Source organism: Orenia sp., from assembly GCF_055140805.1.
The window spans coordinates 1-20,475 of sequence record NZ_JBSQYM010000038.1; the positions used below are offsets into that span (position 1 = coordinate 1).

Consider the following 20,475-nt stretch of genomic DNA (forward strand, 5'->3'; position numbering starts at 1 on the left):
GGAACCAGTGTTTATAACTGATTCCTGACTACTGATTCCAGATTGCTAAAAGTGTTACATTACCTTTCTATTATTTCATTCTAGAGTTGTTTATCTATAAATAGTTAATTATTTTTTTATTAAGATATTAAATTGATCTTTTAATTTTATTCATGTGACTTATGTGCTAATTTGTAGCTAAAATAATTTAAATTCTTTTTCATATGTTATATAGAATTGAAGTTTTTGAATTTAACTGTCAACCGTCAACTATCAACTGTTAACTGCCTTAGTAGGGGGAATATTATGTATAAAAAGGCTCCTGATTTTATAATCTTTTTTGTAGTAGTGACTTTACTATGTATCGGTGTAGTGATGGTCTTTAGCTCTACATCAATCTCGTCTTCTCAGAAGTATAATGATAGTTTTTACTTTTTAAAGAGACAGTTGATGTGGTCAATTATTGGAATTGGGGTAATGATTTTTTTTATGAGGTTTGATTACCATCAATATATTAAATGGGCTCCCAAGATTTTATTAGGGAGTGTTGCACTTCTGATTATGGTTTTAATTCCAGGGATAGGAAAGAGTGTAAAAGGATCAAGTCGTTGGATTGACTTAGGACCATTACCTCCCTTACAGGTTTCAGAGATTGCTAAAGTATCTATGGTGATTTATATGTCTCGTTTTCTGGCTTTGAAGAATAAAGAGGTCAAAGATTTTTGGAAAGGATTAGTACCAGCTTTATTTATCTTAGGAATTGTCTTTGGGCTAATTTTAATGGAACCTGATTTGGGAACAGCTGTTACTATTGGAGGGACAGTATTTGTGATGCTTTTGGCTTCAGGGGCTAGGTGGATACATTTAATTGGTTTAGGGTCTTTATCTATTCCAGCAGTCTTTTATATGATTATTACAGCTCCCTACCGATTAAAGAGGCTACTTTCTTTTCTAGATCCTTGGAAAGACCCTTTAGGTTCAGGTTTTCACATTATTCAGTCGTTATATGCTCTAGGTTCAGGAGGATTATTTGGATTAGGGTTAGGGCGTAGTCGGCAAAAATTCTTCTACTTGCCAGAACCAGGAACAGACTTTATCTTCTCTGTTTTAGGAGAAGAGTTAGGTTTTATAGGAACATCTACAGTTATTTTGCTTTATTTTGTCTTTGCTTGGAGGGGGTTACAAATAGCTCTACAGGCTGAAGATTTATTTGGGTGCTTAATAGCTGTAGGGATTACAACTATGATTACTTTGCAGGCTATGGTTAATCTAGCCGTGGTAAGTGGGTCTATGCCAGTTACTGGAATCACCTTACCTTTTATCAGTTATGGAGGTTCCTCTTTGGTATTTATGTTAGCTGGTGTGGGTATTCTATTGAATGTATCACGATTTACTATAAATTGAGGTGACTAATATATGAAAGTTTTAATTTCTGGTGGTGGAACAGGAGGGCATATCTATCCTGGTTTAGCAATTGCTCGTGGTTTAGAAGAGGAGTTTGATGATTTAGAGATTATCTTTGTTGGGACTAAGCAGGGGCTAGAGGCAGATATTGTTCCAAAAGCAGGCTATGATTTAAAGACTATCTCTGTACAGGGTCTACCTAGAAAGTTATCCTTGAAATTATTCAAATCTATCTTAAAGACAGGGGTAGGTTTAATTGAGGCTAGAAAGATTGTTAAGAATTTTAAGCCTGATATAGTTATTGGAACAGGGGGCTATGTTTGTGGACCTATAGTGTTAGCAGCTGCTTTATCTAAAGTTCCTACTTTAATTCATGAGCAGAATGCTTATCCAGGCATAACTAATAAATTATTAGCAAGATTTGTAGATAGGATTGCTTTGAGTAATATTGATGCTAAAAGGTATTTTAAAGCTAAAGAGAAGACTAGTTTAACAGGTAATCCAATTAGACCAGAGATTTTAAAGAAGGATAGAAGTGAAGCATTAAAAGAGCTAGGGATAGCAGAAGGTAAGCAGGTTATCTTGGTTTTTGGAGGTAGTAGAGGAGCTAGAAGCATTAATCAGGCTGTTATCGGGCTATATCCCAAGCTTAGAAATTCAAATCTACAGCTTTTACATATTACAGGTAAGCAGGATTTTGATTTTGTAATGGATAAAGCTAAGGAAATGGGAATAAAGGATATAGAAAGAGGGAACATTATGATTAAGCCCTATTTATATAACATGGCTGCAGCATTGGCTGTTGCTAACCTAGTTATATCCCGGGCTGGGGCAACAGGTTTAGCAGAGATTACTGCTTGTGGTATACCAGCTGTTTTGATTCCATATCCTTATGCTTCTGAAAATCATCAGTTGTATAATGCTCAGTCTTTAGAGAAGAAGGGAGCAGCTAAGGTTATCTTAGATGATGAATTGACAACAGAAGTTTTAGATAAACTTATTAGTGATTTATTTACTTATGAAAAAAAATTATTTAAAATGGCTAATGCGAGCAAAGATTTAGGTCAACCACAGGCTATTGAAAAATTAATTACTTTAATTAAAGATTTGTTAGGGGTGTAATGAACTACACCCCTATAAATTGGACATGAAGTGGACAAGTTTATATTTAGATATAGGAGACTAAGCATTACTTTTTATTGATTTGTATTAGGTAGTTGCTGATATACAAATTCTATTAACAGTTTGCTTTGAACTTGCATATTATAGGGTGTATTTACCTTTGAGATGACCTTTTCTATAGGTTCTATATTTTGAGATTGGTTTTTCAGATGGTCTAGTTGCCGATCAAATTGGGGTGGTTATGTTGGAAGCAATACATAAAAAGCAAATTAGTGATTTAATCGAGGGTGATATTCTCTTTGATGAACCGTTAAAGAATCATACATCTTTCAAAATTGGGGGTCCTGCTGAGCTTTTAGTTATCCCTAAACATGATAAAGATTTAGAAAAATTAATTAAATACCTTTATCAAAATAAGATTAATTATTACCTAATAGGAAATGGGAGCAATCTATTGATCAGTGATGAAGGATTATCGGATGTTGTCATTAAATTGCCACAAAAAAATGTTAAGCTAGAGTTTGTTGGGAATAGATTAATTGCTAGTGCAGGTTTGAGTTTACCATTATTATCTACAAGGGCTACGAAAAGAGGGTTGAGTGGTTTAGAATTTGCTATGGGCTTACCAGCAACCTTAGGTGGAGCAATTGTGATGAATGCTGGTATAGGTGATTTACGTTCTATAGGGGACTTGCTAGTTAAAGTAAAGACCTTATCAACAACTGGAGAGGTTAAAATATATAATAGTAAAGAGTTAGACTTTAGTTATAGAAGTAGTCCTTTTCAAAATAGTAAAGAGATTATATTAGAAGCAGAGTTAGAATTAGTTGCAAAGGATTCTCAAGAGATAATCACAGAAGGTCAGCAACTATTATCAAAGAGAAAGAGAAGTCAACCTTTAAAATGGCCAAATGCAGGTTGTATCTTTAAAAATCCTCCTAATGAGTCGGCAGGAAGATTGATTGACCAGTCAGGTGGGAAAGGGCTAAGGGTTGGTGATGCTCAAATATCTACCCAACATGCTAATTTTATAATCAATTTAGGTTCAGCTACGGCAGAAGAGGTTTTAGAGTTGATAGGTAAAGTTGAGAATCTTGTCTTAAACAAGTTTGGAATAAGTTTAAAAAGAGAGATTATCTTTTTAAGTTCAAAATAGGAGGTGAAAGGATGGGCAGATTTATAATCAATGGTGGTCAAAAGCTTCAAGGTGAAGTAACTATCAGTGGTGCAAAAAATGCAGTTTTACCGATTTTAGCGGGAACTGTTTTGGCAGGTGGAGAATGTGTTATAGGTAGAGTACCCAAATTACGTGATGTTAGAGTTATGAAAGAGGTCTTAGAAACTTTAGGAGCTAAAGCTAAATCAGAAGATGATAGATTAATTGTCGATACTAAAGGTTTGAACTCTTGTCAAATTCCTGAAGATTTGATGAGAAAGATGAGAGCAACAGTCTTTTTAATGGGACCTTTAGTAGGTAGATTTGGGGAGTTTAAAATTTCCCAACCTGGAGGGTGTAGTATTGGGACTCGACCTATTGATTTGCATATAAAAGGGTTAAAGGCTTTAGGAGTAGAATTTAAGCAAGGACATGGTTATTTAGAAGGAAAGGCAGAGAAGTTAACTGGTGCAGAGATCCATCTTGATTTCCCTAGTGTAGGCGCAACTGAAAATATTATGATGGCAGCAGTTTTAGCTGAAGGAAAAACAGTAATTTATAATTCGGCTAGAGAGCCTGAAATTGTAGATTTACAGAATTTCCTCAATCAGTTGGGTGCTAGTGTACGTGGTGCTGGAACTGATGTGATTAAAATACAAGGTGTCAAAGAATTACATCCTGTTGATTATCAAGTCATTCCAGATAGGATAGAAACGGGAACTTTTTTAGTAGCAGCTGCAATTACTAAAGGTAATGTTTTGGTTAAAGATGTCATTCCGGAACATATTGAAGCTGTAATAGCCAAGTTAGTTGAGGCAGGAGTAAAGCTTGATGTAGATGGAGATCAAATACGAGTTATTGGTAAAGATAAATGGCAAGGGGTAAATATTAAGACCCTACCATATCCAGGTTTTGCTACTGATATGCAATCTCAGTTTATGACCTTTCTATCAATAGCGCAAGGGGCTAGTATAGTAACTGAGACAATCTTTGAAAACCGTTTAAAGCATGCTGATGAATTGCGTAGAATGGGTGCTAATATTAAAATTGAAGGTAATTCAGCTATTGTCAAAGGGGTCAAGAGTCTTTCAGGGACTACTGTAGAGGCAACTGATTTAAGAGCAGGAGCAGCTTTAGTCTTAGCTGGGTTGATAGCAGAAGGTGAGACAAGAGTAGAGAATATCTATCACATAGATCGAGGATATGAATTTTTAACAGAAAAGTTAACTAGTTTAGGTGCTAAAATACGTCGCGAAGAGAGCTAAAAGGGGGAGGGCAATATTGAAGGATAAGAGAATTGCAGTTATTAGGGGTGGGAAATCTGCCGAGAGGGAGATTTCTTTAAAGACTGGTAAGGCTATCTTAGATGCATTAAGTAGACAAGGATATAGTACTATAGATATCGATCCAGCCAATAATTTACATAAGGCTTTATATCAACAAGAGGTTGATATTGCTTTTATTGCTTTACATGGACGTTTTGGTGAAGATGGTACTATTCAAGGGTTGCTAGAACTAGAAGGGATCCCTTATACTGGTTCTGGAGTCTTAGCTAGTGCTCTAGCAATGGATAAAATTATGTCTAAGAGAATCTTTAACAACTTAAACATTGAGACTCCAAAGTTTGTGGTTTTAAAGATTAATGAAGTAGAAGGCAAACTTGATGAAATAGAAAAGGATTTAATTGATGAGCTAGGATTACCAATAGTAGTTAAGCCTTCCTTAGAAGGTTCAAGCCTTGGTTTATCTATAGTAAAGAATAAAAATCAACTTAGAGAGGCTATTAAAGAGGCTTTCAAATATGATCAGGAATTGTTAGTAGAGGAGTTTATTTCAGGTAAGGAGATAACTATTGGATTGCTAGGGAATCAATCACCACAGGTCTTACCTATTATTGAAATTAGACCAAAAGAGGGAGTTTATGACTTTAAGTCCAAATATACTAAAGGGATGACAGACTTTATTATACCAGCTGAATTGCCAGATGTAGTTTATAAGAAGGCAGAGACTTTAGCATTAAAGGCTTATCAAGCTTTAAAATGTAAAGGTATGGGGAGAGTTGATCTGAGGATAAACTCTGCTGGAGAGGCTTATGTTTTAGAGGTAAATACTATTCCTGGTATGACTGAAACAAGTCTTTTGCCTCAAGCAGCTGAAGTTGTTGGAATAGATTTTGATCAACTTGTAGTTAAGATATTGGAAAATGCCTTAGAGAAGTAAAATTAAGGGTTAGTTAAAACTAACCCTTAGTTTTCTAATATATTCTATATTTTTGTTCTTAGAGATGATTTTAAATAATTTTGTGTAGGGGTATATCTCTGTGTCTACTCAAGATTTTAGTAGATTTTATAGAGGATTATTTTTGGAATCTAAATAGAGATTTATCTCTACACATAAGTGAACTGAATCTAAACAATGATATTATGATTAGAGAAGAAGATATATAATGAGAGTTTTAAATGCAATTTTTAAGAAGTCAGTTCCTTTAAATTTCCTTTTAATAAAGTGAGGTGATACTGTGGACAAGCATAAGATTATTTATTTGATTACTATAGGAGTACTACTAATACTAGGATTGGTAAGTTTAGTTAATTCGAATTATTTCCAATTGGAGGATATAGAGATAAAAGGGAATAAACTTCTATCTGATGAAGATATAATCACCTATTGTGATTTAGAAGATATTAATATTTTTAATATTGATCGTCGAAAATTAGCGAATAAATTAATTGAGTTACCTCAAATTAAGGGGGTTGTTGTTACTAGAGATTTACCAAAGAGACTGATTATAGAGGTTAATGAAAGGCGTCCTATAGCAATAATAGGTATTCAATCTTCTTATCAAATTATCGATAGTGAAGGTCAGATTATAGCTACAACTAAGAATTTAGCTTATTGGAATCTGCCTTTAGTTACTGGTGTTGAAGTTATTAATGAAGGAGATCAACTTGAGATTAATAGTCAAATTAAAAAGGCTATTAGTTACTTAGGTTTGTTATCAGATCAAGTGCTAGGGGAGATTTCAGAGCTAAATATCACTAAAGAAGATGGAATTCAGTTATTCTTAGTAGATGGTGGAGTAGTAAAATTAAGTAGTAATTTTGACAATAAAGCAAAGTCTAAAATCTTTACCTCAGTATACAATGATATTAAGTCTAAAGGTCAAAAAATTGAATATATAGATTTAAGATATGGAAATAATGTGATTGTACGCCTTGCAAAATGAGAGATAATCTGTTAGAATTTTATTGTTAAATTTTGGTTTGATGGTTCTATTAACAAAATTTTCTTTTATAGGTATGTGAATTTAAAATAAAACTTAGATAGTGCGACAATTTTTACTTTGGTAGTTAGGGTTTGGCTGGTTAGGTAGTTGAATTTTATTCTAGATTTACTAATCTATAAGTAATTTGTAAGTTAAATATTTATTGGTTTTTATTGTAATCTTATTAAATTCTATTATAAAGATTAATTTTTAATGAAGGCTATAATAGTTTTTTTTAGAAAATATACTTTTAAAAAGAGGGAATTGAATATGTTTGTTGAATTTAAGATTAAAAAGGATGTTTAGCTTTGTTAAACAAGATATTGAATTTGTTTATTATAGAAAGGGGGGCTTTTAGTGGCACGTAGAAACATAATTGCAGGTATTGATGTAGGGACTACTAAAGTATGTACTATTATTGCCGAAATAAATGAAAATAAAAGTGCCAATATAATTGGGATAGGTACCAGCCCTTCTACTGGTTTAAAAAAAGGGATGGTTGTGGATATAGATGATACTGTATCTTCTATACAAAAAGCGGTAACCAAAGCAGAAAGAATGGCTGGAGTAGAGATAGAATCAGCTTTTGTTGGAATTGCTGGCTCTCATATTTCTTCTACAAACAGTCATGGGGTAGTAGCTGTTACAGGGGAAAATAAGGAGATTACTAGACATGATATTGAAAGAGTGATTGAGGCTACTAAAATTATTTCTATTCCCCCAGAACGTGAAATTATTCATGTGTTACCTCGAGAATTTATTGTAGATGGGTGTAAAGATATTAAGTACCCTTTAGGGATGTCTGGAGTGAGATTAGAGGCAGAAACCCATATAATTACAGGTTCAGCAACCTCTATTCAAAACTTAATTAAGAGTATTCATAAGGTAGGACTTGATGTTGCAGGAATAGTTTTACAACCACTAGCTGCAAGTAAGGCAGTATTGACAGGAAGTGATAAAGATAGTGGTGTGCTGGTAGATATGGGTGGCGGAACTACTGATATAGCTATTTTTAGAGGTGGCAGTGTCTGGTATACATCCAGTTTACCAGTAGGAGGTGACCATGTAACCAAGGATATAGCAGAATGGATGAGACGGAATGTTATTATGACAACCTCTATTGCTGATGCAGAAAGAATAAAGGTTCAATATGGCTGTGCGAGCTCAGAGTTTGTAGATGAAGATGATGAGATTGAATTAGTGGAAAGTTGTAGTAATGAAACTCGGGTTTTTTCTCGCCAATTATTATGTGAAATTATTCAATTTAGAGTTGATGAGATCTTTAGTTTGGTTCATCAAGAGATTATTAAGGCTGGTTATAGTGGATTAACACCTTCAGTAATGGTTGTGACTGGTGGTGGATCTTTATTGAAGGGAATTCCTGAATTTGCTTCTAGAAAATTAAGAATGCCAGTAAGGGTAGGAGTACCTGATAATATAAATAGTATATTGGAATATTTAGATGGTTCCATTTATGATATTGGAGAAGGATATACCCAATTTTCTGAGGATAATGGGGCTATCTTCTCTACTGGTGTAGGTTTGGTCCATTATGGCGCTGAAAATTATGAAGATTATTCAGAACAAGATATGAATGAAGAACTGTTGATCAAAAACTTATTTGATACAGTAGGAAAATGGTTTAAAAATATATTCTAATTAGCTTAGCAAGGGAGGAGTATTAATGTTTGAGTTTGGAGCTGAAATGGAGAATTTCGCTAATATAAAAGTAGTCGGTGTAGGCGGTGGCGGCAATAATGCTGTTAATCGCATGATCGAATCTAGCTTAAAAGGTGTAGAGTTTATTGCAGTAAATACTGATGGGCAGGCTTTAGTAGCATCAAGAGCAGAAGTTACCCTAAAGATTGGCGAGAAGTTAACTAATGGTTTAGGTGCAGGAGCTAACCCTGAGATTGGTCAAGAAGCTGCTCAAGAGAGTCGTGATATGATTGCTGAGGCTTTAAGTGGTGCTGATATGGTATTTATTACTGCAGGTATGGGTGGTGGAACAGGAACTGGAGCTGCTCCTGTTGTAGCAGAGATTGCTAAAGAATCAGGTGCTTTGACAGTAGGTGTTGTAACTAAGCCATTTACTGTTGAAGGGCGTCAACGTATGCAAAAAGCTCAATATGGAATTGAAAATTTGAAGGAGAAGGTAGATACTTTAATTATCATTCCTAATGATAGATTATTGGAGGTTGTTGAGAAGCAGACTACTCTAATTGATGCCTTTAAAACTGCTGATGATGTTTTAAGACAAGGTGTACAAGGTATCTCTGATTTAATTACAATCACAGGTTTGATTAATCTTGACTTTGCTGATGTAAAGACGATCATGACCGATGCTGGCTCTGCTTTAATGGGAATTGGAAGAGCTAGTGGTGAGAATAGAGCAGCAGAGGCTGCTAAAGCTGCTATTGCTTCTCCGTTATTGGAAGCATCTATTGAAGGGGCTAAAGGTATTTTGCTTAATATCACTGGAGGTAAAGACTTAGGATTGCATGAAACTAATGAAGCAGCTAATGTTATCTCTGAAGTGGCTGACCCTGAAGCAAATATTATCCTGGGTACAGTTGTAGATGAAAACTTAGAGAATGAAGTTAAGGTAACTGTAATTGCTACTGGTTTTGATCAAGAAGGAATTAGTAAAAAAGAGGTCAAACAGGAGGAAGAGAAAGAAAAGCCACAAGAGAAGAAGGAACGTGTTAGAAGAGAAGAGGACTTAGATATTAAATCATTTTCTAATGATGATTTAGATATCCCAGCTTTTTTAAGGAGAAATAGAAAATTTTAATTCAATCTCGATGCCCTTAGGGTATCGAGATTTTTTTATTTCGACATAAAACTAGTAAAAAGGATTTAATTATAGATTATAATTCAAATTTTTTAGTTATATTTTAAAATCCTAGTAATATACTTCTTAATAGGGGAGTGAAGCAGGTGAGAGAATTAAATGAAGTTAGTAGTTTATTTAGATCTTTTTTCATTTATTAATCTAGTAATGAATTATTTGATTTTATGGGCATCAGCTAAATTGTCAGATTTAAATTATAAGGTTTGGAGGTTATTTTTAACTTCGGTGTTGGGGACAGTTTATACAATAGTAATTATTTTACCCCAATTTAGGTTTTTAAATCGAATTTATTTTCATTTTTTGATATCTATAGCAATGATATTAGTTGCTTTTGCTCCTTTATCTCGTAAGTATTTCTTTAAAGCTGTTGGTTATTTTTATTTAATAACTTTTGTAACAGCTGGAGCGATATTTGCTCTTTATAATTTGACAGGAGGAACACCATTAGATAGTTTAGCACAAGTTTTAAATATTCCCCCAGAGCTTATTATTTTAGGTTCAATCTTGATTATTATAATCGGGAAGTTTGGTTGGATGTTCATCCAATATAAGTTACTACCAGATATATTCTGTATTCCAGTTGTAATTAGTTTTGATGATAAATTAGTTAAGTTAAAGGCTTTAGTGGATACAGGAAATCAGTTGCAGGATCCCTTAACTAAGGTACCTGTTATAGTAGTAGAGGTAGGGGCTTTAGATGAAATATTGCCAGATAAAGTAAAGAAAGCTTTCTATAGGTATAAAAATGATACTGGCAGATTACTAAATGAGATGACTGATAATGACTGGATTAGTAGATTTAGGTTGATACCTTTTTACTCTTTGGGAAAAGATAATGGAATGCTAATTGGCTTTAGGCCTGATATGGTTACAATTACTACAAAAGATGAGATCTTTACAACTAAAAGAGTAATAATAGCTTTACAGGATAAGAGGTTAGATAAGGATAACAATTATCAAGCATTATTAAACCCAGAAGTGCTTCGAGCATAAAAAAAAGGGAGGCGATTTTTTTGCGTTCAATGATTATTAATTTAAAACTTAGACTTAGACTTTATGTTATTAAAATGTTACAAGTATTAGGACTTTATAGCGCTAAAAATGTATTTTATGTTGGGAATAGTGAAGCTTTACCACCACCACTATCTAATAAAGAAGAAGAGTATCTATTAAATAAGTTAGAGAAGGGTGACCAAGCCGTTAGAAGTGTATTGATTGAAAGAAATCTCCGTTTGGTAGTTTATATTGCTCGTAAATTTGATAATACAGGAATTGATATTGAAGATTTGGTCTCAATTGGTACTATTGGTTTGATTAAGGCTGTTAATACCTTTGATGTAAGTAAGAATATTAAGTTGGCTACTTATGCTTCTCGTTGTATTGAAAATGAAATCTTAATGTATTTGAGAAAGAATAATAAGAAACGTTCTGAGATATCCTTTGATGAACCATTAAATGTTGATTGGGATGGTAATGAGTTAAAGCTTTCTGATGTATTAGGAACTGAAATTGATTTGATTTATAAGTATATTGAAGAAGAAGTAGATAAAGAATTACTTATAGAAGCAATGGAGAACTTAACTACTAGAGAGAAAAAGATTATGATTTTACGATTTGGCTTACAGAAGAATAAACAGGAGTTAACTCAAAAAGAGGTTGCAGATATATTGGGTATCTCTCAATCCTATATCTCTAGGTTGGAAAAAAGAATAATTGAGAAGCTTCAAATTGAAATAGATAAGATGAAGTAGTTTATAATGATAAATTAAAATTAGAATCTCTAAGATAGTATCATTTTGAAGATTATGTTAAGAATATAAAGTATATATTATGATTATCTTTAGCAAATTGGTTGACATTAAATAAGGGGGAAAATATAGTGAAGATATCTAAAGGAGAGATATTTACTACAACTGAATTGATGAAGGATTTTTTTGGAATGGCTGATAGATTAATTTATAATATGACTGAAACATCTAGATATGAAAAAATTTATAGTTACTTACTTGAGAAAAATGCAACTAGGCTAGAAGGTAATGCTCAATATTTGGTTTTTAATCTTAAAGGTGATACTTATTTAATTCCTAAAGATATTTTTGATGAGTTAGATTCTAGATGGACTGAAGGGTTAAAGGTTAAAGAGAAGAGAGAATTTGATAATAGAAGAGATGGTAAATATGAGGTTGGCTTAAGATTGGTTTATTAACAACTGCAGTTGCAGTTGTTTTTATTTTTTGATATGATTATTTAGAATATGTATCTCTTTTGTTGATATAATAATTAGCAGAATATAGAGAGAATGCGATACTTTCGTGTCAGGAATCGGGAATATGGAATCAGTCTATTTCACTGATAACTGGTTCCTGATTCCTAAAAATGTTTCAATATCCTCATAATCAGATACTTGGATGATTTTAATAGTTAAATTTCTAAAATAAAGAGGAGAAGGTATAAGTATTATAGAAATAGTATTAAACTAAAGATCTTTATAATAAAATAGATTTATTAGGTGCCTTTAGTTATGGCTAAGGGAGAATAGGGAATCAGGTGTAAATCCTGAGCGGGCCCGCCACTGTAACAGCAGTTAATGGTATTATACAAAGAGTCATCTTGTTAGACTCAAAGGGATATTTTACCGAATAACTCAGTAACTATTAACTTTAATAGATTCTAGGAAGCAGTTGATATTTATATATCAGGAAAGCTAAAATCTATTCTTAAGCTGGAAGTCAGGAGACCTGCCTAATAAGGATAAAGAGAGCTATCTTCGAGGACAAGATAGGGAATGATCTCCCCCTAGCTATGTTTACAGTTAGGGACTTTTTATTTTAATGAGATTCTTAGTTGCAATTAGTCTAGATGAGTAATCAATAGGTCAAAGGGAGGATAAGATGTTAACGAGATTGAATAGGTTATTGTTAATAGTATTTATTTTAGTACTATTATTTAGTAAATATGGACAAGTAGAAGCTAGTTCTAAAGTTAAGCTAGTTGATGATTTGGGAAAGATAGTCGTTATAGAAAGAAAACCACAAAGGATTATCTCATTGGCTCCTAGTATTACAGAGATGCTATATGAGTTGAATCTAGAAGATAGAATTGTAGGGGTGACAGATTTTTGTGATTATCCAGCTAAGGCAAAGTCTAAGGATAAAGTAGGGGTTGATAATGTAGAGTCTATTATCGCTTTAGAACCTGATTTAGTATTAGCAGGAGGAATTGTTCCTAAAGATACTATCAAGAGCTTAGAGGGGTTAGGAATAACTGTAGCTGGTTTTAATCCTGATAATATTGAAGAGACGATATCTGTAATTGCTAAGATAGCTAAGCTGACAGCTAAGAGTAAAAGGGGCAGAGAAGTAACAGACAGATTAACTGCAGAATACAACTCTATTATTAAAAAGGTCAAGAGAGCAGTTAAGCAAGAAGATGAAGTAAAGGTCTTTTATGAGGTTTGGAATGATCCTTTATATACAGTAGGAGAGGATACCTTTATCAATGATTTAATTAAGCAGGCTGGAGGATATAATATCGGTACTAAAGCCCAAGGTACTTGGCCACAATATAGTATGGAGCAGTTACTAGCTGAAAATCCTGATGTATATATTGCTACTTATGATAGTTGGAAGGAAAGGTTAACCCCTGCTAAGATTAAAGCTAGGTCTAATTATCAGTATATTAAAGCGATTAAAAAGGGTAGAGTTTATATCTTTGATGCAAATATTATTAATCGACCAGGTCCGAGAATAATTAAGGCTTTAAAACTTTTTGTTCAAGCCATACATCCTGAAATAAATTTGGAGAATTAGATATGGAAATTAAAGTGAAGGATATATTAATAATTATAATTTTATTTATGCTATTAATTTTAAGCATTATTGTTGCTCTTAGTTTGGGAACTGTCAAGATTCCTATTACTGCTGTAATTAAAGGTAATCTAACTATTATTGAGAAGACAATTATCTATAAGATTCGTCTTCCTAGGATTTTGTTAGCTAGTTTAGTAGGGATGGCCCTTGCTACATCTGGAGTAGTCTTTCAAGGAATATTTAAGAATGTAATGGCTGATCCTTATATTATTGGTATCTCTTCAGGGGCTTCATTAGGGGTTGGTCTAGCAATTAATTTTGGTTTAATATATTATTGGAGAGGAATTAGTAGTCTTGCTTTTTTTGCATTTTTAGGTGCTGTTATTACAGCTTTTTTTGTTTATAATTTGGCCAAGACCAAGGGAAAGGTACCTATTTCAACTTTACTATTATCAGGGATAGCAATCAGCTTCTTTTTGTCAGCATTGGTCTCCTTATTAATGATTTTAGATAGTGGAAATTTGCAGAAGGTCTTTTACTGGTTGATGGGCAGTCTAGCAAATAGTAGTTGGCAAGAGATTAAGGCGATTTTACCAGGTATTATAGTAGGTTTTCTGATAGTGTATTTTTTAGCAGATAATTTGAACATACTTCTATTGGGTGAAGAAACTGCTTACTATCTAGGAGTAGAGGTAGAGAAGGTTAAATTACTTTTATTATTAGCTGGTTCATTATTAGCTTCTATGGCGGTCTCGGTCAGTGGAATAATTGGTTTTATTGGTCTGGTTATTCCTCATATCTTGAGATTAATTTTAGGACCCAATCATAGAATATTATTACCTGCATCGGCTTTAGGAGGTGCTATTTTCCTAATAGTAACAGATACAATAGCTAGGACTATCTTGGCACCAACTGAGTTGCCTGTTGGAATTATTACAGCTTTATGTGGAGCACCTTTTTTTATCTATTTATTACAGAAGAGAAAGGTGAATTTTAAATGATTTTTAGATATTGATTTGTGATTCTGGAGTCAAATTTGAATGTGATGTCAGGGATATTGTAACACTTTATAAGTTGACAATTAACGGTTGACAGTTAAGACCTAAAATTAAAACCATTAAAGCCCATATAATTACTTATATAGAGATTATTTTTATTTGATTTTAATTTTTTTAACTGTCAACTGTACACTGTCAACCGTCAACTCCAAAGTATCTTAATACCCCCATTGAATTTCAATTTGAAATTGGAAAAGATTTTGGATTAGAATATGGTTTAGGTGGTTTAATTATGAATATATTAAAAGTAGACGATTTAAGCTTCTCTTATGGTAAATCTAGACTGATAGAGGATATTACTTTTACAGTCAGAAAGGGAGAATTATTTGGAATTATCGGTCCTAATGGCTCAGGTAAATCCACTCTATTAAAGTTGCTGTCTAATATTATTAGCAAAGATGGTGGAGAAATATCTTTATTAGGCAAGAAGTTAGACGAGTATCAACGTAAAGAACTAGCGCAGGTCTTGGCTGTACTACCCCAGAGTACAGAGATTGATTTTGATTTCTCTGTCAAAGAGGTTGTAGAGATGGGACGTCATCCTTATCTAAAAAATTGGCAGGGTATAAGTCAAGCTGATAAAAGAGTAATAGAGAGGGCTTTAAGGCTAACAAATATTGTTAGTTTAGCTGATGAATCAATTAATAGTATCAGTGGTGGTGAGCGGCAAAGAGTGTTGTTGGCTAGGGCTTTAGTTCAAGAGGCTGAGCTGTTATTATTAGATGAACCGACTTCAGCTCTAGATATTAACTATCAATTGGAAATCTTTGACTTGTTGGCTAAGCTCAGTAAAGAAGGTGCTACTATTGTGGTGGTTTTACATGATCTTAATCTAGCAAGCCAATACTGTGACCGCTTATTATTATTAAATCAGGGTAAGGTAAATACTATTGGTAATCCAGATAAAGTTATAACTTATGATAATATCAAAAGTGTTTATGGTTGTGATGTTGAGATTGATAATAGTGCTAGGCGTCCTTATGTGAAGCTAGTGAAAAGTAACAAGTGATGAATAATGAGTAAAAAATAAAAACAAAAGAATTATTAGCCACGAATTAACACCGATAAAAAACAAAGGTTCAACAACGAACTTTGTGATTAACACTAATTATAGTTACAGATATAATTTTAAGAATCTGGAACCAGTGTTTATAAGTGATTCCTGACTACTGATTCCAGATTCCAAAAAGTGTCATACTATCTTTCTATTGTTTCATTCTAAAGTTGGATGACTATATTTGATATTACAGATTAAGATTAAGATTTAGTATTAGATCAAGCTTAAGCTTAAGCTTAACATAGAAACAGTGTTTTTCTGATTTACTTAACCTTAGAATTTATTCTCTAATAAATAATGAGAGGTGTTTTTATTTTGGATTTGACTGCTATTGATATCAATGATCCGTTGATACAGAAAATTTTATTATCTGTAGGGGTAGTTATTATTACATATCTAATAGGTTTTGGAATTGTTAGGTTTATCAACTCCAAGGTTGAAGATTTTAAGAGGAGGCATCAAGCTAGAAGGATAACCTATTATTCGGTCTTCTTTATAATTTTAATATTTATCCTCTTAATCTGGTTAGAGAGACCCTCTACTTTAACTACTTATTTAGGTTTCTTGTCTGCTGGTTTAGCTTTAGCATTGCATCAAGTCTTATTAAATATTGCAGGATGGACCTTGATTCTCCTGCGCCGTCCTTTTGGCTTAGGGGACAGAATAGAGTGGAATCAAGTACAGGGTGATGTGATTGATATTCGAGTCTTTTATACCACTTTGTTGGAAGTAGGCAACTGGGTAGAGGCTGACCAGAGTACAGGAAGGTTGGTCCATATTCCTAATAGTAATATCTTTAATGCATCTTTATTCAATTATACCCGTGGTTTTGGTTGTATCTGGAACGAGATTAAGTTCTTAGTCACCTTTGAGAGTGATTGGGAGAGGGCTAAGGAGATTATCTTGGAAACAGGTTATGAACAGAGTGAGGAAGAGATAGAAGCAAGGGCCAAAAAGAGGATTTATGAGATGAGTAAGAATTATATGATTAAATATGGTAAGTTTACTCCAATTACTTATGTAGATATTAAAGGGAGTGGAGTACAGATTACCCTACGTTATTTGACTACTGTTAGAATGAGAAGAGTTTTGGAGAATAATATCTCTGAGAGTATTCTTAAGAAGTTTAGGCAAGAACCTGATATTGAATTTGCTTATCCAACAAGTAGATTATATCGTAGAACTGAAGAGGGGGTACATTTAGGGAATAAAGAATAGATTAAAATTGAATAGGGGTAGATTAGGTGCTCTTAAGAAATTAAGAGAGAATAGGGAATCAGGTGAGAATCCTGAGCGGACCCGCCACTGTGAAAAGCAGTTAATGGTTTACAGTTGACAGTGTACAGTTAAAAACTGTTAAAGTCAAGTGACTATTAATTTTAATAAATTGTGAAAATCACTTGGTATGTAGTATATCAGGGAAGGCACAGTTTAATGCTGTAAGTCAGGAGACCTGCCGAATTTATAAATTTACCGATTTTCGGGAGTAAAATGGGTAGATAACTTGGTTAATATTTTAGTTAATAATCTTAAGATATACCTAGATTATCTACAATCTTTTGGAGATTGTAGATTTTTATTTTTGAATATTATTTTGAGGAGGTAGATTGAATTGGCAATTTAGTAGATTAATTTAGACTAGAGAATACAGCATTGATTAACTAAAAATGGAGGTAAGAGATGATGAAGAAGATTTTATTAAGTTTAGCTATTTTGTTAGTAGTTAATTTATTAGGATTTAATGTTATGGCTAAAGATACTGAGGTGAGTTTTACATTAGATGAGATTGTGGTAACTGCTTCTAAATATGAGGAAAATCTTTCAGAGGCTCCAGTAAGTGTAGAAGTAATTGATGAAAAGGAGATTGAGCAGAAGAGTGCCCAGAATGTGGCTGACCTGTTAAGAGATATTGCAGGGGTTGATATTAATGATTATGGTGGATTAGTAGGTTCAAAGAAAATTAGCATTCGTGGTGCTGACCCTAAACATGTTCTGGTTTTAATTGATGGTCAAGAGATGAATAATCCTTTAGATGGAGCAGTTGATTTAAGTCAATTAAGTATTGAACAGATAGAAAGAATAGAAGTTCTGAGGGGATCTGCTTCAGTTATGTATGGAGCTAATGCTTTGGGAGGAGTAGTTAATATTATTACTAAAGGTGCTACTGAAGAATCTAAGACCATTGTTAAATTAGGTTATGGTTCTTATGACACTCAAACCTATAATCTGATTCATCGGGGAAAGGTGGAGAAGTTAGGTTATAATCTGTCTATCTCTAAGAAGAAATCAGATGGTAATCGTGATAATAGTGGGCTAGATCAACAGAATATTTTTGCAAAGTTTAGCTTAGATTTAAGCGATTATTCTGATATAGTCTTATCACTACAAGATACTAATTCAGATAAGGAGCAACCAGGCTCAATTATTGATCCAAGACCTGATGCAAAACAAAAAGATAGTGATACAAATATTAATCTACAATGGAAGAGGCAGACAGAAAGTAGTGATATGAAAATAAGCTTCTACAACAATAATCATGATATGATTTATGATGATCCAGATGATTCATGGTCACCACATAATGAGAATTATTCTAAGAAGCAGGGGATAGAGTTTAATACAACTAATTATTATCAGAATCATTCCTTAATTTATGGTCTTCAGCTTGAAGAAGAGAGGCTTAAAGGTAGTACTGTAGGTAAGCAGAATAATCTAAATAGGGTTGTCTTTGTTCAAGATGACTGGCAAGTAAATAAACCTTTAAAATTTACAGTTGGGGCTCGTTATGATCAGTATGAATTATATGATTCTAACTTTAGTCCTCGGATAGCTACTGTTTATACCATTAATTCTAAAATTAATATACATGCTTCAGTAGAAGAAGCTTATGTTACTCCTACTCTTTCTGATTTAGCTTATGCGGGGAAAGAAGGTATAGACCCTGAGTCTGCTGTAGTATATGAAACAGGAGTAAGATTTAGGGATAAGGGTATAAAAGGGGAATTAAATTATTTTAAAAAAGATATAGATGACTTAATATCTTGGGATGGAGAAACAGAAAAAACATATAATATTGATTCAGTTAAGGTATCAGGAGTAGAATTAATCTTAAGTAAAGAATTACTTAGAAATTTAACTGCTGAATTCAATTATACTTATTTAGATGCTAGAAATGATCAAACAGATAAAAGATTGGACTATAAGCCATATCACAAAGCTAATTTTAACTTAAATTATACTAATAAAGAGTTGAGTTTTTCTATAAATAATCAATTTATAGGTCAAAGAACGGGAAAGCATTGGTACCCTGATTATTCCTCTGCTAGTACTAGTATGGATAGATGCCTTATAACAAATATTAAGATAAGTAGAAGATTTAGTAATGATATAGAAGTATCATTAGATATCAATAATTTATTTGATAAAGAGTATGAGATTATAGAAGATTATCCAATGCCAGAACGTAATTATATGTTAAAGGTAAGTACTAAGTTTTAATGATTGCTAAAGGTAGGTGTCAACACCTACCTTTAATTTAGATGTGGAGGTTTATTGTGAAGCTATTAAATCAGCTAAACGAAGGTAATGGTCTCTTAAAGGTAGGATTTGTAGTATCTATAATGGTTCATTTATTATTAGGATATTTGGTTAATAAGTTATACTTTGGAGAGTTAGCTTATGTAGAAGGTAAAGTTCTAAGAAGAGAATCACCGGTAATTGAGCTTGCTATTTATTCGAAAGTCAACCAGAAAAAAGCTATTAGTAAAGTTAATCTGGGAGAAGAAGAGCCTCAATTAAATCAAGAGAAATTTAAGATAAAGTCGGCTCTAAAGAAGAAGGTTGAAATAAAAGATAAAGAAATTATTAAAGAAGATAGCTTAAAGGAAGTTAGCAAGATTTTTAAGAAAGAGAGAGTTGGGCAGAATATACAGAAGAAAGAAAAGGTAGAAGAAGTTAAAGCAGAGACTAAGCCTAAGAAGAGCTTAGAGAATAATATTGAAGCATTGAAAAGTGAAGGTAAAGTAGGAAGCAAGTTAAAAGATAATAAGAAATTAGAAAGAAAGACTAATCCATCTAAAAATATCTCAGAGAATGAGGTGATAGAAGAAGCTACAAAGGTGGAAGATGATAGCTCTATGGAGGAGTCTAAAGACAAAGTAGAGGTAGAAGATAAGAAAGAGATATTAGAAGATAGAGAAGTCAAGAAAAATAAAAGTAAAAAAGAAGAGTTGGGTAATAAGAGAAGAGAGGCAAATAAGTCTGATAAACGGGAAGATAATACAGAAGTTATTAATAACAAAAAAATCAATAAAGATAATAAAATTATTGTAGATTTAACTAATAAAAAAGCTGATAAAGGAGTTAGTGCTCCAACAATCATCCAATATAAGCGGCCTGATTATCCTAAAAGATTGATAAGAAGGAAAATTGAAGGTAGAGTCTTATTAAAGGTATTAATAGATAATAAGGGAATAGTAGAAGAGGTTCAGTTGGCTAAGTCTTCAGGATATTCAGAATTTGACTCTACTGCTCAACAAGTAGTCAAGAAATGGGAGTTCAATCCTACTAAAAAAGGTAATGTAGAGGTTTATTCCTGGGTACTGATACCAATCAGTTTTCGGTTAGATTGATTTTTTATATTGTTTTAGCAGGTAAACTGATACAATAGAAGGATATTACGACACTTTCGTGTCGGTGTGAGTGAGTAGTTTGAGTGTGTGTGAAGTGCCTTTCTATTGAATTTCACTCACACTCCCACACCAACTTACAC

The 20,475-nt window shown here is 33.0% G+C and carries 17 protein-coding genes and 2 riboswitches; all 17 genes read left to right on the forward strand.

Annotation, left to right across the window (positions count from 1 at the left end; translation table 11 throughout):
• Positions 1-285 precede the first annotated feature (285 nt).
• Positions 286-1,383, forward strand: a complete 1,098-nt coding sequence (gene spoVE / locus ACTCDL_RS05620) for a stage V sporulation protein E (RefSeq protein ID WP_463174809.1) — start codon at positions 286-288, stop codon at positions 1,381-1,383.
• Positions 1,384-1,395: 12 nt separating this feature from the next.
• Positions 1,396-2,505, forward strand: a complete 1,110-nt coding sequence (gene murG / locus ACTCDL_RS05625) for an undecaprenyldiphospho-muramoylpentapeptide beta-N-acetylglucosaminyltransferase (RefSeq protein WP_463174814.1) — start codon at positions 1,396-1,398, stop codon at positions 2,503-2,505.
• Between the two features lie 241 nt (positions 2,506-2,746).
• A complete protein-coding gene (gene murB, locus ACTCDL_RS05630; protein ID WP_463174817.1) occupies positions 2,747-3,661 on the forward strand; it encodes a UDP-N-acetylmuramate dehydrogenase in 915 nt (304 codons plus the stop codon).
• A gap of 11 nt (positions 3,662-3,672) precedes the next feature.
• A complete protein-coding gene (murA, locus tag ACTCDL_RS05635; protein WP_463174822.1) occupies positions 3,673-4,926 on the forward strand; it encodes a UDP-N-acetylglucosamine 1-carboxyvinyltransferase in 1,254 nt (417 codons plus the stop codon).
• Between the two features lie 16 nt (positions 4,927-4,942).
• Positions 4,943-5,881, forward strand: coding sequence for a D-alanine--D-alanine ligase (locus tag ACTCDL_RS05640; RefSeq protein ID WP_463174825.1), 939 nt, complete (start codon positions 4,943-4,945; stop codon positions 5,879-5,881).
• A 298-nt stretch (positions 5,882-6,179) separates the two neighbouring features.
• Positions 6,180-6,887, forward strand: a complete 708-nt coding sequence (locus ACTCDL_RS05645; protein ID WP_463174827.1) for a cell division protein FtsQ/DivIB — start codon at positions 6,180-6,182, stop codon at positions 6,885-6,887.
• A gap of 396 nt (positions 6,888-7,283) precedes the next feature.
• Positions 7,284-8,585, forward strand: a complete 1,302-nt coding sequence (gene ftsA, locus ACTCDL_RS05650) for a cell division protein FtsA (RefSeq protein WP_463174830.1) — start codon at positions 7,284-7,286, stop codon at positions 8,583-8,585.
• 25 nt (positions 8,586-8,610) lie between these two features.
• On the forward strand, positions 8,611-9,720 hold the full coding sequence (gene ftsZ / locus ACTCDL_RS05655) for a cell division protein FtsZ (protein ID WP_463174834.1): 1,110 nt from the start codon (positions 8,611-8,613) through the stop codon (positions 9,718-9,720).
• 159 nt (positions 9,721-9,879) lie between these two features.
• Positions 9,880-10,773 (forward strand): sigma-E processing peptidase SpoIIGA, encoded by an 894-nt coding sequence (spoIIGA, locus tag ACTCDL_RS05660; protein WP_463174838.1) that lies wholly within the window; start codon positions 9,880-9,882, stop codon positions 10,771-10,773.
• Between the two features lie 29 nt (positions 10,774-10,802).
• Complete coding sequence (gene sigE, locus ACTCDL_RS05665) at positions 10,803-11,531, forward strand: RNA polymerase sporulation sigma factor SigE (RefSeq protein WP_463174863.1); 729 nt, start codon at positions 10,803-10,805, stop codon at positions 11,529-11,531.
• A 128-nt stretch (positions 11,532-11,659) separates the two neighbouring features.
• Positions 11,660-11,986, forward strand: a complete 327-nt coding sequence (locus ACTCDL_RS05670; RefSeq protein ID WP_463174843.1) for a hypothetical protein — start codon at positions 11,660-11,662, stop codon at positions 11,984-11,986.
• A 284-nt stretch (positions 11,987-12,270) separates the two neighbouring features.
• A riboswitch (cobalamin riboswitch) is annotated at positions 12,271-12,540 on the forward strand.
• Positions 12,541-12,671: 131 nt separating this feature from the next.
• Positions 12,672-13,589, forward strand: a complete 918-nt coding sequence (locus ACTCDL_RS05675; protein WP_463174847.1) for an ABC transporter substrate-binding protein — start codon at positions 12,672-12,674, stop codon at positions 13,587-13,589.
• A 2-nt stretch (positions 13,590-13,591) separates the two neighbouring features.
• A complete protein-coding gene (locus ACTCDL_RS05680) occupies positions 13,592-14,590 on the forward strand; it encodes a FecCD family ABC transporter permease (protein WP_463174849.1) in 999 nt (332 codons plus the stop codon).
• 289 nt (positions 14,591-14,879) lie between these two features.
• Positions 14,880-15,656 (forward strand): heme ABC transporter ATP-binding protein, encoded by a 777-nt coding sequence (locus tag ACTCDL_RS05685; RefSeq protein WP_463174854.1) that lies wholly within the window; start codon positions 14,880-14,882, stop codon positions 15,654-15,656.
• Between the two features lie 363 nt (positions 15,657-16,019).
• A complete protein-coding gene (locus tag ACTCDL_RS05690; RefSeq protein WP_463174858.1) occupies positions 16,020-16,922 on the forward strand; it encodes a mechanosensitive ion channel family protein in 903 nt (300 codons plus the stop codon).
• Positions 16,923-16,929: 7 nt separating this feature from the next.
• Positions 16,930-17,179: riboswitch (cobalamin riboswitch) on the forward strand.
• A 208-nt stretch (positions 17,180-17,387) separates the two neighbouring features.
• A complete protein-coding gene (locus ACTCDL_RS05695) occupies positions 17,388-19,202 on the forward strand; it encodes a TonB-dependent receptor plug domain-containing protein (protein WP_463174861.1) in 1,815 nt (604 codons plus the stop codon).
• A 56-nt stretch (positions 19,203-19,258) separates the two neighbouring features.
• Positions 19,259-20,335, forward strand: a complete 1,077-nt coding sequence (locus ACTCDL_RS05700; protein WP_463174862.1) for an energy transducer TonB — start codon at positions 19,259-19,261, stop codon at positions 20,333-20,335.
• Positions 20,336-20,475 lie beyond the last annotated feature (140 nt).

Bases quoted from the DNA above. Each gene is read 5' to 3' on its own strand.
- spoVE (WP_463174809.1), top strand. From the start codon at position 286: ATGTATAAAAAGGCTCCTGATTTTATAATCTTTTTTGTAGTAGTGACT.
- murG (WP_463174814.1), top strand. From the start codon at position 1,396: ATGAAAGTTTTAATTTCTGGTGGTGGAACAGGAGGGCATATCTATCCT.
- murB (WP_463174817.1), top strand. From the start codon at position 2,747: ATGTTGGAAGCAATACATAAAAAGCAAATTAGTGATTTAATCGAGGGT.
- murA (WP_463174822.1), top strand. From the start codon at position 3,673: ATGGGCAGATTTATAATCAATGGTGGTCAAAAGCTTCAAGGTGAAGTA.
- ftsZ (WP_463174834.1), top strand. From the start codon at position 8,611: ATGTTTGAGTTTGGAGCTGAAATGGAGAATTTCGCTAATATAAAAGTA.
- spoIIGA (WP_463174838.1), top strand. From the start codon at position 9,880: ATGAAGTTAGTAGTTTATTTAGATCTTTTTTCATTTATTAATCTAGTA.
- sigE (WP_463174863.1), top strand. From the start codon at position 10,803: ATGATTATTAATTTAAAACTTAGACTTAGACTTTATGTTATTAAAATG.
- ACTCDL_RS05675 (WP_463174847.1), top strand. From the start codon at position 12,672: ATGTTAACGAGATTGAATAGGTTATTGTTAATAGTATTTATTTTAGTA.
- ACTCDL_RS05680 (WP_463174849.1), top strand. From the start codon at position 13,592: ATGGAAATTAAAGTGAAGGATATATTAATAATTATAATTTTATTTATG.
- ACTCDL_RS05685 (WP_463174854.1), top strand. From the start codon at position 14,880: ATGAATATATTAAAAGTAGACGATTTAAGCTTCTCTTATGGTAAATCT.
- ACTCDL_RS05695 (WP_463174861.1), top strand. From the start codon at position 17,388: ATGAAGAAGATTTTATTAAGTTTAGCTATTTTGTTAGTAGTTAATTTA.